The following is a 13550-nucleotide window of genomic DNA, read 5'->3' as shown; positions in this document are numbered from 1 at the left end:
ATTCTCCTTATTTTATTTTTATGGTTTTGTATTCATCGTCCTCGGTCCACCAGCCCACCTGCTCGAAATGGTGCGTTATGTCCCGGGCCTTGGAATGCCGCATCATGGCAAAATACTCCTTGCGGTATTCCGGCGGCCAGATCATGGCGTAGCGCTGGCTGGACTCCAATTTCCATCCGGTCCAGTATTCCCGGAAGATCACCCTGGTCCGGCCCCGTTCCTTTATGGCATGCTCCATGATCGGCATCCGCCGGGCCTCCGCCAGCCGGTAGGCCTTCTCTTCCATGGCTATTTGTTTATCCCACATGGCTACCATGGTAACGACGGCCCAGATGATGACGGCGGCCACGATAACATAGCCCCAGTAATTTTCTTTTTTCATGCCCGGATCTCCGCCGGCTCCATGGCCCGCTCCATCTTGGCCCGGATCTGCCCGAAGCTGCGTTCGGTCAGCCGGCTGCCCTTGATCTTGTAAGCCCTCGCCAGCTCGCCGATGGCGTGCTGCTGCATGCGCTCGAACTGGGCGGCCATCTGTTCGGCCGTTTCGGCCAGCTCCACGCCGTGGGCCGTGGTGCACACCGGAGCGCCCTTATCCTGCATGGACTGGACGTAAAACCGCACCTGGTGATCGCTGGTTCCCAGCTGGCGCATCAGGCTCTTTACGTTCACCCGGCTGTTTTCCTGCCGGGCCTGCCGCAGAATGGCTATGATCTTCTTCTCCGGCGCCGACAGGCGCGGATCCACCGTTTTGCGTACGGCCGTTCCGAATACCGGTTTACTCATTGGCGGTCTCCCTTTTCTGGGTTTTCATTGTCTGCAGGGCTCTGGCCACTTTGCGGACATCGGCCGGGCCCAGCCAGGTTATATGATCTATTCCGGTGATCCTCTTGACGAACTTGCCCAGCGCTTCGGCGCGGGCCTGGGCCGTATCCTGCCGGCTGACCTCGGCCCACATGGCCTCGATCATCCGCAGTTGGGAGGGGGCGGCCTTCCCGGGCCGATTGCCCAGGCCTTCGTATTTACCCTTGCCGGAGCGCTTCTCCCACACACCCATGCTCACAGCCTGGGTTTCCAGCTTGTCCAGCATATCCACGGCCTGGCTGTATTGCAGGTCCTTGCAGGTGTCCACGCCGTAGCCGCCGAGCATTGCCCGGTAATCTCCCTCGGTCAGCTTCATGGCGCCCTTGATGGTGTGGATCTTCTTCACCAGATCCCAGGTGATGATCTGGGCGGACATTAATGTTTACCTCCCTGGATCCGTTTGATCTCGGACCGGATGTTTTTTAAATTCATATACCTATTGGTCCACCAGCGCAGGGCGTATTCTTGGCTCGCGGGCCAGGAAAAGCCCTCCCGGTGGTAAACATCAAACGCTTCATCTATGGTGACCAGTCTTATGCTCATACGGACTCCTTGGCCAGGTACTCGATCTTTTTTGTGTTCATGGTGAAAACCCCCACTACGGCGTCGAGATCCACTAATTCTTCCCGGGCGATCTCGCCCAGTGATTTTCCCTGATGCAGTTTGTCGAGGATCTGCTGACGCTTTTCTTTGCCAAGCTCCATGGCCAGGCGTTTGCACTGCCGCTTAAAAGAGAACCTGCGGGGGTGTTTTATCGCTTCGCCCAAACACTTGAAGCATTGCCGGCTGCCGTCTCCGTTGATAATATTACCGGATCTTGTTTTCCCGCAGGCCTTGCATTTGCTGGGGCTGCGATCGATATCGATATTTATCTCCGTCATGCCGCAGCTCCTCCTGGGGCATGGCGAGGAGACGGGTCCAGGACCGAATCATAGTCTTTTACCTTGGCCGTCAGGCAGGGAATACACACCGCCCCCACCGGCAGCCAGGCAAAGTTCACCGGGTGGCAGGCGCCGCAGATCCCGCAGCGCACGTCGTCTATGTAATAAACCAGAGTGGTCTTCATTTGGCGCCTGCCGTTTCCCGCACCGCCTCTGCGAACGATTGAGGCAAGGCCCTTTGTGCGCATTCGTAGGCCGCCATTTCTTTTACGGCCGCTTCGAGATCTATCTTATACTCGGCGCAGAGGGCCAATACCTTCATGACCGCCGAGGCCAGGGCTATCGGCACCCCCAGGGGCTGGCCGTGGTTGCTGGGCTTTAAGGAGTGCGATATCGTGATCACGCTGCCCCACTCGGAGTATTCCACCAGGGCCTCGGAGACGTTCTCGTGAAGCGATCCCAGCTGCTTGGAGAACCGCCCCGGAGTATTGAACAATCCGGCCTTGGTATATTTTTCGTGGGCTATGCCCATAAGTTCTTTAAGTTCCATTTAAAGGCTCCTTAAAATAAATTGGTTTGCCCGGTTTGGCTATTGATCACCGGCAGTTTTTTGCCGCCCGGCAGTTCGTAGGTGATCACGTATTCCCGCTCGCCGTAGCGGTTCATGTTGTCGGAGATCCGCACCGCTTCTTTGCTGGTGACCTGCCTGGCCCCGTACCGCAACGCCTTTTCCGCCATGCCCGGCGTGGTCAGGTCGAAGTGCGTATGCTTATGCCCGTTGTCCCGGTCCTGCAGCCACTCGGGCCGCAGGCCGATGGATTTGGAGAAGGCCAGCAATTCCTGAAAATAATCGGCCACCAGGTGTTTGCCGTCGGTGTAGACCATTGCTAATCGCTCATTTTAGTAGTTACAACTTTGCCACTGGGCCAGATCTTTTGAAAATGCAGGTTGTAACAACGAGGGCAACATACCGCAGAATCCCAGTATCCTTTTGCGGGGTTCACCATATTTTTTTGCGGCACCAGGGCCTTAATCTGTTGGTCACAATAAGGGCAGGGGTATTCCTTCCATCTATCTTTCGGCATCGCTCTCTCCTTAAACAATCAGCATTTTGGCTGTTTCCCGGATCACCTCGGCCGAGACATCCACCTTGGTACGGGCGCAGACCCTGGGGACCTGGCGCATCAGCTTGGTCAGCATCCGGGCGTTGCCGCCCGAGACCTCGTGATAAGCCGGGTGGTATTTCATCCCGGGCACCGACCTGACGATATCCTCGCTGTCTTTATCCTTTAACTCCTCCAGCTTGCAGGACACGCCCACCCGGCTGTAGAGCTGGGCGTATTCGCCCTTTTTGCCCCGCAGGTTTGCGATGAACCGGGGCATGCCCACCATCAAAATGCCCACCTCGGCCTTGTCGTTGAGCCGCCGTAGCAGCTCCAAGGCCCGGTAGGGCAGGTGTTCGGCTTCGTCCACTATGATCAGGCGGCCGCTCTTTTTAAGTTTGTCGATCGCCTGGTCTTTAAGGCTGTTGATCTGGCCCTCTCCGGAAAGCCCCAGGTGCCGGTGCAGCTCCTGGAAAAGGGCCTTGGCGCTGTAGCCCAGATCGGCTTCTATCAGGATCACGTCCTGGTTCTGGGCGGCGTATTCCTTAAGGGACCTGGTCTTTCCCACGCCGGCCTGGCCGTAGCACACTCCAATGTCGCTGTCCAAGTGGCACATCCGGGCCACTTCAAAGATCTTGGCCGACACCGAGGTCATCACAAAACCTACGTTCTGCTTGGGCTGGGCCCGCTTCTCCTGCATCCGCTTAAGATACCCGGCCACTGCGGCCGTCACCGTCTGCACGTTCCCGGCGTATTTCCCGGCCAGCCAGGTGGAAAGCGCCGAGGCCGAGATCCCCATGCCCCTGGCGGCGCCGTTGCAGGATGTTTCCTTGGAATCGATGAGCTTTTTAAGCTCGGTTCTCAGTTGCTCCTGGTTCATTTTCTCCCTCCTTTGTTGATTGTTATTTAGGCATATCGCTATCGAATAAATAAAGCTTTTGCTTGGGCGGCGGCGCCGGCGGCGCCATAGCCGAGAGGTCGTAGGTTCCGGTGGCGGCCATCAGCTGCTCGGCCTCGGTAGGCTCGGCCTTGCCCCAGGACTTTTCCGGAAGATGTTTGATGTTCTGCGCCGGCACGGCGCGGGCGGTTTTCGCCGGCCGGAGCTTGGGGGCGGCGATGGCCGGCACCGTTGCGGTAAAGTCCACGATGGTGCGGTTCTCCAGGGCCTTCTGGTTGGCGATGGCATCCTTCAGCTTTTCCTGATCGGCCAGGTTGCCCAGCACCCGGGCCATGGGGTGGATCATCTCCGCCTTGGAGGCGGTGCAGATGTACTGCCCCTGGGTGTGGTAGACCTTAAGGCTGGTGCGATCGAACAAGCTGTATTTGACGCGCACCTTGCCGGAGAGGCCGTAAAGGCTGTCGTGCTCGTAATGCTCTCCCAGGAAGCGGATCCGGGACTGCCGGATAACGGCCTCGGAGCTGGCCAGCAGCAGATCGTCCAGCTTGGCGGGATCCACTCCGGGGCCCCGGCCGTCATCGAACACCCGGCCGATGGTCATTCCCGGAACGTTGGGGCAGGCGGTGTTTGACCGGCGGTAATCCAGCCAGGCGTTGATCATCTCTATGGTCTCGTCCAACGTAGGCACAAAGCCGCTGGAGATCCGCTGCATGAACTTTTCGTTGCGCATCATGTGGGCCGGCTTGTCATCGATGCCGGCTCCCACGTAGGAGGCCTGCAGCCGCTCAAACGAGTTGGTGAAGATGTGCCACCAGGGTTCTATCACCTTGGCCTTGGCGTTGTAGGCCCGGGCGAAGACGGTGGTGATCCCCAGGGATGCGAAAAGGCCGTTGATCCCCGCTGTTTCAAGGGACTCAGTGGCCGTAAAATATTTTGATCGGAAAGCCTTGCCGTTATCCTGGTAGCAGATCTGCGGGATCTTGCCCAGGTTCAGTATTGAGTTGCGCAGGGCGGAGGCGATGACCATGGTGTTCTCTTCCAGCATGATCTCGTAGCCGGCCAGGTCGCCGCTCTTCCAGTCCACGTAGCCCACCATGGTAGGCCGGCAGGGCTTGCCGGTAAAGGGATTAAGAACCCGGAAGTTCAGGCGATGGCCGTCGGCCACCAGCACCTGGCCCACTTCCAGCTTGCCGGCGTCCCGCTTGATATACGGCACGACCTTGTCTCTAAGGGCTTTCTGGCCGTCACGGGCCAGGGTCCACACATCGTGATGGTTCTTGCTGTACCACTCGGCAAAGCGGCGGAAGGTGGCCTTGCTGGCCGTTACCGGCTGGCCGGTCTTCTGCAGTTGGAAAGCGGTGTATTGATAGGCGGTGTCCACCTTGATGCGGTTCTGATGGAGCAGGATATTGAGAAAGCAGTTGCGCTCTTCCTCGGAAAGCTTGGGAGCGCAGGTGGCGGCGTCCGTTTTGTAATACCCGTCCAGCACGTTGCGCCAGGCGTATTCCGGACCGAGGGACTTTTTCCATCGGTAAAGGGTGGGCCGGGTTATCGGACCCAGCCTGCTCAGCAGGCCCGGGCAGATCTTTCCGGCGGCGTAAAGCTCCAGGAACTGGTTGTTGGCTTCTTCTCTCTGGCCCGGGTGCTCGGCCCGGTAATCGTCCCAGGCTTTGATCAGGTCGACCTTAGATAGGGCGCGATCCTTGGCGGCTTCCGATACCTCGGCCTCGGTTGGTTCGATCACGGCCGGCAGAGTCTCGTCTTCGGCAGAGTTTACAATGAGCCCCACCGGAGCGTGGGACTGCCAGTACCTGGCTTGGGCCTCGGCCGGCAGGCTGTCCAGCAGAATGCGGTACTGCTGGCCGCCGTTGGCGTTGTCTAATCTATAATTTAATTTACCCGACTTACATTGCGCTTGTATCCAACGTTCAGAACATCTCAATAACATTGCTGTCTGTTTAACCGAGACCCACTGAGTTGCCTGGATACTGTTGTTAAGCGTCATGACGATCTCCGAAAATTAGGTATTGACAAGATGAACATTTTATAGTAAAGTGTTTTTTACCGCCTGTTATCAGGCAGCCTTGCTTTTACGCGGCGGCCACAGCTGATCCCTGGTGCAACCCAGCAGATCGGCTATGGCCGTTTCGATGTTTTTTGATCGGCGCCGTCCGGTGAGAACCACAGAGACGGTAACATCGGCCACGCCGGCACGGGCGGCAACGTCGGTGTTCTTAATGCCCTTGAGGACCATCATGGATTTTATTTTGCGGTATTTTTTCATAACACCTTTAATTTAAGGGGAGGGTTTATTATGGAAATAACTATTTTAGAGATCCACCCGCGAGATACGGACAATGGTGGAGTGATCAACGTTAAAGTCAGATATCAATATCCCGTAGATGAAAAGGGCCAGCGTTTTTACAATACCGAATTAGTGGTGTTTATAGACAAATCTATTACCGATTTAAACGAGGTGCGCAGACTCGCCAAAGAACAGGCCATCAATGTTTTAAAAACGATAGTCGCCCACCATTCAGAACGTCCTGCTCAATTGCCTCAAAAATAGCTTCTTTTAATTCGGGGGTTAATGGGGTGGTTGTACTCATTTTACCCTCCGTTAGGGGATCCCTCCGCGGCCGGATGCTTTTTTTGGGTAGCATACCTGGCTGCGGCAGCGCCTCCAGGTTTCTTGAATTTTTACGCATGATCCGTCTCATTGCTGGAGTAACAATGCTTTTGCCACCAGTCCCTATTGTAGCCATGGTTTCTCCCTCCGTTTTTGTTGTTATTGGTTTATGGTTTAATATAATGTGTAAGACGCCTGTTCTCTTTATCAAAGACCCTGATCCAGCGATCGGCCGCCATATCAACAACCGAATACCTTGCTTCAAACCCCTGAGAAGATCGACACAGGTGGATCCCAAATACTTTTCTGTTTATGGCGATAGATGCGTTTATCAACGCCGTGCGCAAAAGATCACCACCGGCCCTTAGCCAGGCGCTACTGATTCTGGGCCACCAGGGAATGCGTATAATTAATACCCGTTCCATTTCCCCCTCCGTTTCTGTAAAGTTTCATTTATTGGTTAAGTTGGATTATAGACAATTTTGTCTAATTTGTCAAGTCAAAAATAGCTATTTTAAAAAATATTTTTATATGGTTAATAAGTCACTATTATTAAAAGAGTTAAGAAAAGAGCTTTCTTTAACTCAAGCCGAAATGGCAAAGCTGATAGGTCTCAAATGGTACCAAATAAAAAATATTGAGACCGGAAAGACAAAATTGTCTAATCAGCTTGAGAGGGTTTTATCTTTTACTTTTAACGTGAATCCTCAATGGCTATGTGGCAACACCGAACAGATTTTTATTAACGATAGTAAGCCGATTATTTATGATGGTGATAATCCAAGGGTAATAAAAGAAGGCCTCAGCGAGTATAGCGCTGAGGCCAGTGTGAGAGTGCCCTTATATAATGTAGCGGCGGCGGCTGGGTCAGGCTGCTATATTTGCCAGGAGAACATTACCGGGCACCTGCTTTTCCCGCACCATTATATAGAGAAAGTGCTGTGTGTTTCCGGCAAAGACCTGCTGGTGGTAACAGCCTCCGGAGATTCCATGGTTCCCACTATTAACGATAACGACCTGGTAATGGTGGACCAGAGCCAGAAGATATTGAAGAGCGGTAGTGTTTACCTGCTTCGCTTCGACGATACCCTGGTTGTGAAGAGAGTCCAGCTAAAGCCGGAAGGAATGGTGCAGATCGTCAGCGATAATAAAATGCTGGATCCGTTCGAGATTAAAGGATCAGATATAAATGTTCTCGGGAAGGTTGTCTGGGTAGGCGGTAAATTTTAAAAAGGAGGGATTATGGAGATAGTCTCAATTTTTCTGGTGCCTTATTTGTGGGCAATATTTATTTTAGGCGGCGCATGGATCGGCAGATTCAAAGGGCAGACTGGCGGCGGCGCTGTGCTTAGTTTATGCCTTGGGCCACTGGGCTGGTTTATTGCTTTAAATCTTCCCGATCACCGGGTAAAGTGTAAGCTTTGCAAAGGGGTAATCGAGCCTGGGAATATACTATGCAGGCATTGCGGATCTAAGCTTGAGTGGGTGGTTAAGGGGCATGATCTTACACAAATATATAATAATAAATAACTGCTTTAAAATTACTCTTAAAACGCCCAACCTTGTTCGCACCTTTGCCTACCTCTTAAAACGGTATTTAGTAATATTATGTATTATAAGTTATTGATATATAATAAATAATAAAAGGTGCGAAGTATTTATTGTTTATTCGCACCTTTGTTCGCACCTTTTGGTGTTTTACCGGTTTACTGGTGAGACTGTATTTGCGCCGTAACTGGCTTATATAACGCTGTATTATGGCCTTTACGGCCTTTTTAAATGCCCTTTATACGGCGGCCGTTTACGGTAGTAAACCGGTAAAAACGGGTATAAAATCTCAAACCGGCATTTGTGCCGCAACTACTAATAACTCCAATAACTTTGCCCTTTTAAATTCCCCTTTTTAATATCTCATATTACCTGATAAAGCATATTCTGCCAGTGGGCCTTCATGGCCGAGGATCTTTCCTTCAACTCGGCCAGCTCGGCATCAAGTCTGGCCAGGCGCTCCTGGGAGGCATGGTCCCGCTCCTTCTTCAGGGCGGTCCGCTCGATCTCCAGCTGCATGATGCGGCGCTCCACTTCATCGATCTCGGTGGGCAGGCTGTCGATCTCGATCCTTAATCTGGACGATGCTTCATCTATCAGGTCCACCGCCTTGTCCGGCAGGAAGCGGTCGGAGATATATCTATGGGACAGCACCGCCGCCGCCACCAGGGCGGAATCCTTGATCCGCACCTTGTGATGCAGTTCATAGCGTTCCTTGAGGCCCCTCAGGATGGCGATGGTGTCCTCCACCGACGGCTCCTGGACCACGATGGGCGCCAGCCGGCGCTCCAGGGCCGGGTCCTTCTCGATGTTCTTGCGGTATTCATCCAGGGTGGTGGCGCCCACCATCCGCAATTCGCCCCTGGCCAAAGCGGGCTTCAGCATGTTGGAGGCGTCCATGGCGCCTTCGGCCTTGCCGGCGCCCACCAGGGTGTGCAGTTCGTCTATGAAAAGGATGATCTCCCCGGCGGCGGTCTCGATCTCCTTGAGCACCGCCTTCAGGCGCTCCTCGAACTCGCCCCGGAACTTGGCCCCGGCGATCAGTGACCCCATGTCCAGGGCCACCACCTTTTTGTTCCTGAGGGTCTCCGGCACATCGCCGGAATTAATCCGCTGGGCCAGGCCCTCCACGATGGCGGTCTTGCCGACCCCGGGCTCTCCGATCAGCACCGGGTTGTTCTTGGTGCGGCGGGACAGCACCTGGATCACCCGGCGGATCTCGTCGTCCCGGCCGATCACCGGGTCCAGCTTTCCCTGGCGGGCCAGATCGGTCAGGTCGCGGCTGTAGCGGGCCAGGGCCTGGTATTTTCCCTCGGGGTTCTGGTCGGTTATTCTTTGATTGCCCCGGATGTCCACCAGGGCCTTCAGCACCGCATTTCTGGTGATACCGGCATTCTTCAGGATCTGGGCCGCTTTTCCGGATCCCTCGGAGATAGCCAAAAGCAGGTGCTCGGCCGATACGTATTCGTCCTTCATCCGGTCGGCCTCACTCATGGCCTCCTGCAGCACCCGGTTGAGCCCGGGCGACATATGGGCCTGCCCGGTTCCGCCATAGACCTTCGGGATGGCATCGATCTCCTGTGCCAGCCGGTCCCGGATCATTTCCGGCCTGGCCCCCAGCTTCTGAATGATGGGGACCACCACCCCGTCATCCTGGACCAGCAATGATAAAAGCAGGTGCTCCGGGGTTATCTCCTGATGGTTCTTTTGCCCGGCCAGTCCGGAGGCGGCCTCCAGGGCCTCCTGGGATTTTACGGTAAATTTATCCAAGCGCATAAGGATCCTTCAAAATTAGCAATTTATCTAAAAGGCCGGGAACGGCCCAAGGCTGGTACGGGACGTACACTTAACTCAGCTCTTAAGAGCTGGGTTAAGAAGATCCATTGAAGGTAATCAGGGCCATTCCTGGCCTTATGTCTTCTGATATGCTTCGAGTAATAAATATAAGTATCAGAAGGTGTTTTGTCAAGGGAAATAAAAAAGCCGCAGCTAAGCTGCGGCTTTTTTATGTTTGGTGGTAATTGCTTTAAGCGGTGAGAGTCCTTCTATGCCAGGGGTGGGGCGGGGGATCCTTGGCAACCGGAACAGCGGAGATGATTATCTCGTTCTGATGAGCAGTTAAGGTCCTTCTCAACCAAGGATGCGGCGGGGGATCCTTGGCGATCGGAGCGGCAACCAATTCAATAGGGGATGAAAATCCGGTGGAATCACCGGGGTTGATAATGGGCCGGGGAAGATACTTTCTGAAATCGATGGCGGCAATAATGATATCGCTGCCTAGGGAATCGGCCGGGATAACGATAGGCCTGGGCAAAAATCTTCCCCAGTTGGGGCGGGCGTAACAGGTGGTGGTTATTCCGGCGAAGATGACTCCGCACAGGGCTGCGAAGATGGTTACCTTTTTCATTTTAGCTCTCCTTGGGTTTTAGAGTTTATTTGTTTTGTTTTGTTTGCGTTCTGGTATTATATACAAGCACTTGTCATGCCAGGTTGATAAAATATTTTTAATATAATGAATACCAAAGAGTTATAAAAGAAACACAACACCACCAATGCTTTGACAATAGCCATATATTTTTGACAGTGGAGTCTAAATGTTGACCAATAAAAGAAAAAGGCTGGGAAAATATTTCCAGCCTTTAAAATATCCAATAATATGCAGGATAGCATTCCATTTGGCCAGAGGAATTCCTTGGCCAAATGTCAGATCCCCGGGCTATAAGCAATACCCGCTCCGGTGAACCTCAAATTTTCATTGCATCATCCCGGAAACGGCCACAAATTCGTAATGGGCGGCGGTTTCCGTGGTGAGGACCTTATTGAGGGCTTTCAGGGCGTTCTCGGTGGCCGGCAGCAGGATAAGCGATCGGGCCTTGGTTTTGGCAAGTTGATTTTTCAGCTGAGATAGACAACTATTGGCGGATGCTTTAGGGTCAATTACCAGATCGGGGGTAATATAAAGGCAGGCGTTGCCTGCGGCGGATCTTTTTACCAGGGATTGGGCCGTGGGGTAGGGCTCGAGAAGGATGAGCTGATTGCGGCTGCAATAGGAGGTGATCATATCCGTGATCCTGTCGTCCTCCACGGCCCGTGATCCCTGCCAGAGGTACAGGCCAACCGGCTCATCGGCCGTATTGGCGGCATCGTCCAGCTTGTTTTTTATTTTTCCCGTGGGATCGTCCACCAAAATGGTGCTGGGGCCGGGATCGTTCCCGGGGTAGCCCTTAGGCTCCAGGATTGCCGTGCAGACTATCTCCCGGTCCTTTGGCCGGCAATTGTCCTTCACTATCAAGGTTTTGATGGCCGCTATCTTGTCGAAGTGCCCGGAAAGGGAGGATATCTCCGGAGGCCAGAAATACAGGACCAGCGCGATCTTGGGCAGGTGGGAGGTTTTTTCGGCCGGAGCCTTTTTTTTGAGAACGGTTATATTGAGGGCCAGGGAATCACGGGAAAGAAAGGCCAGCTCCAGCCGCTGCTTCTTCCGGTTCTCCAGCGATCTGGCTGGGGTGTAGTGTTCGGCCCGGGCCAGGCGGTTTATGATCAAATTGGCCTGGACCAGGGGATATCCCGGCGGGATGTAGATCAGGAAATTCCGGGAGCTGTCGTCGCCCGGGCTGAGGGCCCGGATGGCAAAGCCCTGGTCCGACAGGGTTTCCTGCAGGCCCCGAATATCCCGGGGGGCGGGATGGGAGGGCTGGCTCCGGGAAATATCCGGCAGGGACGGCTTTGGTGGCCGTCCGGCAAAATGGCGCAGGGCCAGGGCCGCCAGAAGAACCAGCCCCGCCGCCGGCACGATCCATAGATTGGACCTTTTTTTCTTTCTGTTTCTAGTCATATCTCAGGTGTTATTTTACCCCAGAGCAGATATTTTAGCAAGAGGCAAAGTATGTGACCGGCCGGCATTCCCGATCAGATATTTTGGCCTGTTTCAGCCAGGGGGCTGGTTTTCGACCCGGGCCGCCATTTTGGGCAAAAAGAAACCTCCCGGTTTCCCGGGAGGTTTTGTCCTATCATCTATATCTGGCAAATTTAGAATGACGATGTTAGAAGTTTAGGCGCGGTTCTTGGCAAAGCAGTCCGAACAATAGACGGGACGATCGCCGGTGGGCTTGAAGGGAACTTCGGTGTCCTGGCCGCAGTCGGCGCAGGTCACTTTGAACATCTGGCGGGGTCCGCGTCTTTCGCTCTTTTTGGCTGAGCGGCAGTCGGGGCAGCGCTGGGGCTCATTCTGGAAGCCCTTCTGTTGATAGAATTCCTGCTCGCCGGCAGTGAAAGTGAATGGTTTCCCGCACTCTTTGCAGGATAGGGTCTTGTCCGTGAAACTCATGTTTCTCCTTGGATTTTGTGTTTTTTGCCCGAAAAAAAACCCCCTGGTCAATTAACAACTGACACGGGGAATTGGTTTTCCGGACGCTTGGGTTGTTTTACTATTGAGCAGTGTATCACAAAGCCGGTGGTTTGTCAAGTGTTATTTTTAAATAATTTAAAATATTTTTATAGCCAAAACAGAAGCCTGTCTCCGGTGATCTCCCGCTAAAATCGCGAAATTGCGCAAAAGTTATTTAGGGCTCAAAAGGAAAGGTGATGATTTTAGTGTCTGTTCGTGTGTTTCGTGGGCGACCATATCTCAGTTCATCCGGCGGATGCGCAGCTCCGTTCCTTTGACCCCCTTTAGCAGTCCCGGCAGGACTGTTAGATCGCTGTCGCCGTAGTGGTAGGGATAGACGATCCGCGGTTTTATGACTTTCACTGCATTTACCAGTTGTTTGGCGGTCATGGTGTAGGGCTGGTTCATGGGCAGGAAGGCGATATCGATACTTTTCAGATTCTTCATCTCCGGGATATCTTCGGTGTCACCGGCGATATAGATCTTTTTGCCACCAAAATCAAGAACATAGCCGTTGTCCCGTCCCTTGGGGTGAAACTTGTCCCGCCCCTTGGTGGTATTATAGGCCGGAACGGCGGTTATCTTAACATTTTTTATGGTGATGGTATCGCCGTTGACCATGGCTTTGCCGAAGCCCAGGATGTCGTAAGAAGCCCGGTTTAGAATAATGCGCGTCTTTTCCGACAGGATCCTGGTGATGGCCTCCTTGTCCAGATGGTCCTGGTGCTGGTGGGTGATCAGGATGATGTCAGCTTTCGGCAATTTGGCATAGTCTGCGTAGCGGCCCACCGGGTCCGCATGAATGATCAATCCATCGTAGTCCAGCATTAAGGTGCCGTGGCCGATGAAATGGATGACCAGCTTCTTCTGGCCTACGGCGAAGGTGTCGGCCTCGAAGACTGGCTGGGCATGGGAGGTTGTCAGAGGCAGCAGGAAAAACGGCAAAAGAAAAGCGAAATATGTTTTCATTTTGTTTTTTCCTTATGAGATTGAAGGATAAACGCCCTTACTTTTCTGTGGGCCAGAAAAGTAACAAAAGCATGTCCTGAGCAAGACCCATGCAAAGCAAACGAAGGAAGCCTTGTCCGCCCAGTAATTTTCGAAAATATATATATCCACGGACTAAATTCCTTGATCAGGGCAAGAGGCATAGCTTTGCAATGAATTTTTAACGTCCGTTTCTGCTTTAGCAAAATTGCCGCAGGCGGGGACCCCAAGTCGCATCAGCTCTGCTGCTGAACTC

18 protein-coding genes and 1 pseudogene are annotated in these 13550 nt (G+C 53.5%); 3 read left to right on the top strand and 16 right to left on the bottom strand.

Annotation, left to right across the window (positions count from 1 at the left end):
- Positions 1-7: 7 nt before the first annotated feature.
- The 11 genes from RDU76_11455 to RDU76_11405 form a co-directional block, all read right to left on the bottom strand.
- A complete protein-coding gene (locus tag RDU76_11455; GenBank protein ID MDQ7799536.1) occupies positions 8-382 on the bottom strand; it encodes a hypothetical protein in 375 nt (124 codons plus the stop codon).
- Positions 379-783: a hypothetical protein gene (locus tag RDU76_11450; protein MDQ7799535.1), complete on the bottom strand. Its 405-nt coding sequence runs from the start codon at positions 781-783 to the stop codon at positions 379-381. The genes RDU76_11455 and RDU76_11450 overlap by 4 nt, the downstream gene beginning before the upstream one ends.
- Positions 776-1237 (bottom strand): regulatory protein GemA, encoded by a 462-nt coding sequence (locus RDU76_11445; protein ID MDQ7799534.1) that lies wholly within the window; start codon positions 1235-1237, stop codon positions 776-778. The genes RDU76_11450 and RDU76_11445 overlap by 8 nt, the downstream gene beginning before the upstream one ends.
- Positions 1237-1404: a hypothetical protein gene (locus RDU76_11440; GenBank protein ID MDQ7799533.1), complete on the bottom strand. Its 168-nt coding sequence runs from the start codon at positions 1402-1404 to the stop codon at positions 1237-1239. The genes RDU76_11445 and RDU76_11440 overlap by 1 nt, the downstream gene beginning before the upstream one ends.
- Positions 1401-1742, bottom strand: a complete 342-nt coding sequence (locus RDU76_11435; protein ID MDQ7799532.1) for a hypothetical protein — start codon at positions 1740-1742, stop codon at positions 1401-1403. The genes RDU76_11440 and RDU76_11435 overlap by 4 nt, the downstream gene beginning before the upstream one ends.
- The gene (locus RDU76_11430) at positions 1739-1927 is read right to left on the bottom strand and encodes a hypothetical protein (protein ID MDQ7799531.1); all 189 of its coding nucleotides are present in this window, start codon (positions 1925-1927) and stop codon (positions 1739-1741) included. The genes RDU76_11435 and RDU76_11430 overlap by 4 nt, the downstream gene beginning before the upstream one ends.
- A complete protein-coding gene (locus tag RDU76_11425; protein ID MDQ7799530.1) occupies positions 1924-2292 on the bottom strand; it encodes a hypothetical protein in 369 nt (122 codons plus the stop codon). Before RDU76_11425 ends, RDU76_11430 begins: the two co-directional genes overlap by 4 nt.
- Before the next feature lie 11 nt (positions 2293-2303).
- Entirely contained in the window at positions 2304-2627 is a 324-nt protein-coding gene (locus tag RDU76_11420) for a DUF4031 domain-containing protein (GenBank protein ID MDQ7799529.1), read from the bottom strand.
- Positions 2628-2837: 210 nt separating this feature from the next.
- Positions 2838-3725 carry an AAA family ATPase gene (locus tag RDU76_11415; protein MDQ7799528.1) on the bottom strand — a complete coding sequence of 296 codons (888 nt, stop codon included), beginning with the start codon at positions 3723-3725 and terminating at the stop codon, positions 2838-2840.
- A 22-nt stretch (positions 3726-3747) separates the two neighbouring features.
- A complete protein-coding gene (locus RDU76_11410) occupies positions 3748-5685 on the bottom strand; it encodes a transposase (GenBank protein ID MDQ7799527.1) in 1938 nt (645 codons plus the stop codon).
- A 132-nt stretch (positions 5686-5817) separates the two neighbouring features.
- The gene (locus tag RDU76_11405; GenBank protein ID MDQ7799526.1) at positions 5818-6027 is read right to left on the bottom strand and encodes a helix-turn-helix domain-containing protein; all 210 of its coding nucleotides are present in this window, start codon (positions 6025-6027) and stop codon (positions 5818-5820) included.
- 30 nt (positions 6028-6057) lie between these two features.
- Here RDU76_11405 and RDU76_11400 point away from each other — a divergent pair, with 30 nt between their 5' ends.
- From RDU76_11400 to RDU76_11390, 3 genes are all read left to right on the top strand, one after another.
- On the top strand, positions 6058-6312 hold the full coding sequence (locus RDU76_11400; GenBank protein MDQ7799525.1) for a hypothetical protein: 255 nt from the start codon (positions 6058-6060) through the stop codon (positions 6310-6312).
- Between the two features lie 372 nt (positions 6313-6684).
- Complete coding sequence (locus RDU76_11395; protein MDQ7799524.1) at positions 6685-7602, top strand: S24 family peptidase; 918 nt, start codon at positions 6685-6687, stop codon at positions 7600-7602.
- 12 nt (positions 7603-7614) lie between these two features.
- Complete coding sequence (locus RDU76_11390; protein ID MDQ7799523.1) at positions 7615-7902, top strand: hypothetical protein; 288 nt, start codon at positions 7615-7617, stop codon at positions 7900-7902.
- 405 nt (positions 7903-8307) lie between these two features.
- Here RDU76_11390 and RDU76_11385 read toward each other — a convergent pair.
- From RDU76_11385 to RDU76_11365, 5 genes and pseudogenes are all read right to left on the bottom strand, one after another.
- Positions 8308-9696, bottom strand: a pseudogene (locus RDU76_11385) (ATP-dependent Clp protease ATP-binding subunit).
- Positions 9697-9946: 250 nt separating this feature from the next.
- On the bottom strand, positions 9947-10327 hold the full coding sequence (locus RDU76_11380; GenBank protein ID MDQ7799522.1) for a hypothetical protein: 381 nt from the start codon (positions 10325-10327) through the stop codon (positions 9947-9949).
- A gap of 345 nt (positions 10328-10672) precedes the next feature.
- Positions 10673-11755, bottom strand: coding sequence for a divergent polysaccharide deacetylase family protein (locus RDU76_11375; protein ID MDQ7799521.1), 1083 nt, complete (start codon positions 11753-11755; stop codon positions 10673-10675).
- 216 nt (positions 11756-11971) lie between these two features.
- Positions 11972-12247 carry a zinc-ribbon domain containing protein gene (locus tag RDU76_11370; GenBank protein ID MDQ7799520.1) on the bottom strand — a complete coding sequence of 92 codons (276 nt, stop codon included), beginning with the start codon at positions 12245-12247 and terminating at the stop codon, positions 11972-11974.
- A gap of 300 nt (positions 12248-12547) precedes the next feature.
- Positions 12548-13276 (bottom strand): MBL fold metallo-hydrolase, encoded by a 729-nt coding sequence (locus RDU76_11365; GenBank protein MDQ7799519.1) that lies wholly within the window; start codon positions 13274-13276, stop codon positions 12548-12550.
- Positions 13277-13550 lie beyond the last annotated feature (274 nt).

The sequence above is a fragment of the Candidatus Edwardsbacteria bacterium genome (genome assembly GCA_031082425.1).
Lineage (GTDB): Bacteria > Edwardsbacteria > AC1 > AC1 > EtOH8 > UBA2226.
This window is presented reverse-complemented; position numbering and strand designations above follow the sequence as displayed.

Excerpts from the sequence above, each read along its gene's own strand:
- RDU76_11430 (MDQ7799531.1), bottom strand. The coding sequence starts at position 1,927 with ATGAAGACCACTCTGGTTTATTACATAGACGACGTGCGCTGCGGGATC.
- RDU76_11395 (MDQ7799524.1), top strand. The coding sequence starts at position 6,685 with ATGGCGATAGATGCGTTTATCAACGCCGTGCGCAAAAGATCACCACCG.
- RDU76_11435 (MDQ7799532.1), bottom strand. The coding sequence starts at position 1,742 with ATGACGGAGATAAATATCGATATCGATCGCAGCCCCAGCAAATGCAAG.
- RDU76_11405 (MDQ7799526.1), bottom strand. The coding sequence starts at position 6,027 with ATGAAAAAATACCGCAAAATAAAATCCATGATGGTCCTCAAGGGCATT.
- RDU76_11445 (MDQ7799534.1), bottom strand. The coding sequence starts at position 1,237 with ATGTCCGCCCAGATCATCACCTGGGATCTGGTGAAGAAGATCCACACC.
- RDU76_11375 (MDQ7799521.1), bottom strand. The coding sequence starts at position 11,755 with ATGACTAGAAACAGAAAGAAAAAAAGGTCCAATCTATGGATCGTGCCG.
- RDU76_11390 (MDQ7799523.1), top strand. The coding sequence starts at position 7,615 with ATGGAGATAGTCTCAATTTTTCTGGTGCCTTATTTGTGGGCAATATTT.
- RDU76_11380 (MDQ7799522.1), bottom strand. The coding sequence starts at position 10,327 with ATGAAAAAGGTAACCATCTTCGCAGCCCTGTGCGGAGTCATCTTCGCC.
- RDU76_11440 (MDQ7799533.1), bottom strand. The coding sequence starts at position 1,404 with ATGAGCATAAGACTGGTCACCATAGATGAAGCGTTTGATGTTTACCAC.
- RDU76_11455 (MDQ7799536.1), bottom strand. The coding sequence starts at position 382 with ATGAAAAAAGAAAATTACTGGGGCTATGTTATCGTGGCCGCCGTCATC.
- RDU76_11370 (MDQ7799520.1), bottom strand. The coding sequence starts at position 12,247 with ATGAGTTTCACGGACAAGACCCTATCCTGCAAAGAGTGCGGGAAACCA.
- RDU76_11400 (MDQ7799525.1), top strand. The coding sequence starts at position 6,058 with ATGGAAATAACTATTTTAGAGATCCACCCGCGAGATACGGACAATGGT.
- RDU76_11450 (MDQ7799535.1), bottom strand. The coding sequence starts at position 783 with ATGAGTAAACCGGTATTCGGAACGGCCGTACGCAAAACGGTGGATCCG.
- RDU76_11415 (MDQ7799528.1), bottom strand. The coding sequence starts at position 3,725 with ATGAACCAGGAGCAACTGAGAACCGAGCTTAAAAAGCTCATCGATTCC.
- RDU76_11420 (MDQ7799529.1), bottom strand. The coding sequence starts at position 2,627 with ATGGTCTACACCGACGGCAAACACCTGGTGGCCGATTATTTTCAGGAA.
- RDU76_11365 (MDQ7799519.1), bottom strand. The coding sequence starts at position 13,276 with ATGAAAACATATTTCGCTTTTCTTTTGCCGTTTTTCCTGCTGCCTCTG.
- RDU76_11425 (MDQ7799530.1), bottom strand. The coding sequence starts at position 2,292 with ATGGAACTTAAAGAACTTATGGGCATAGCCCACGAAAAATATACCAAG.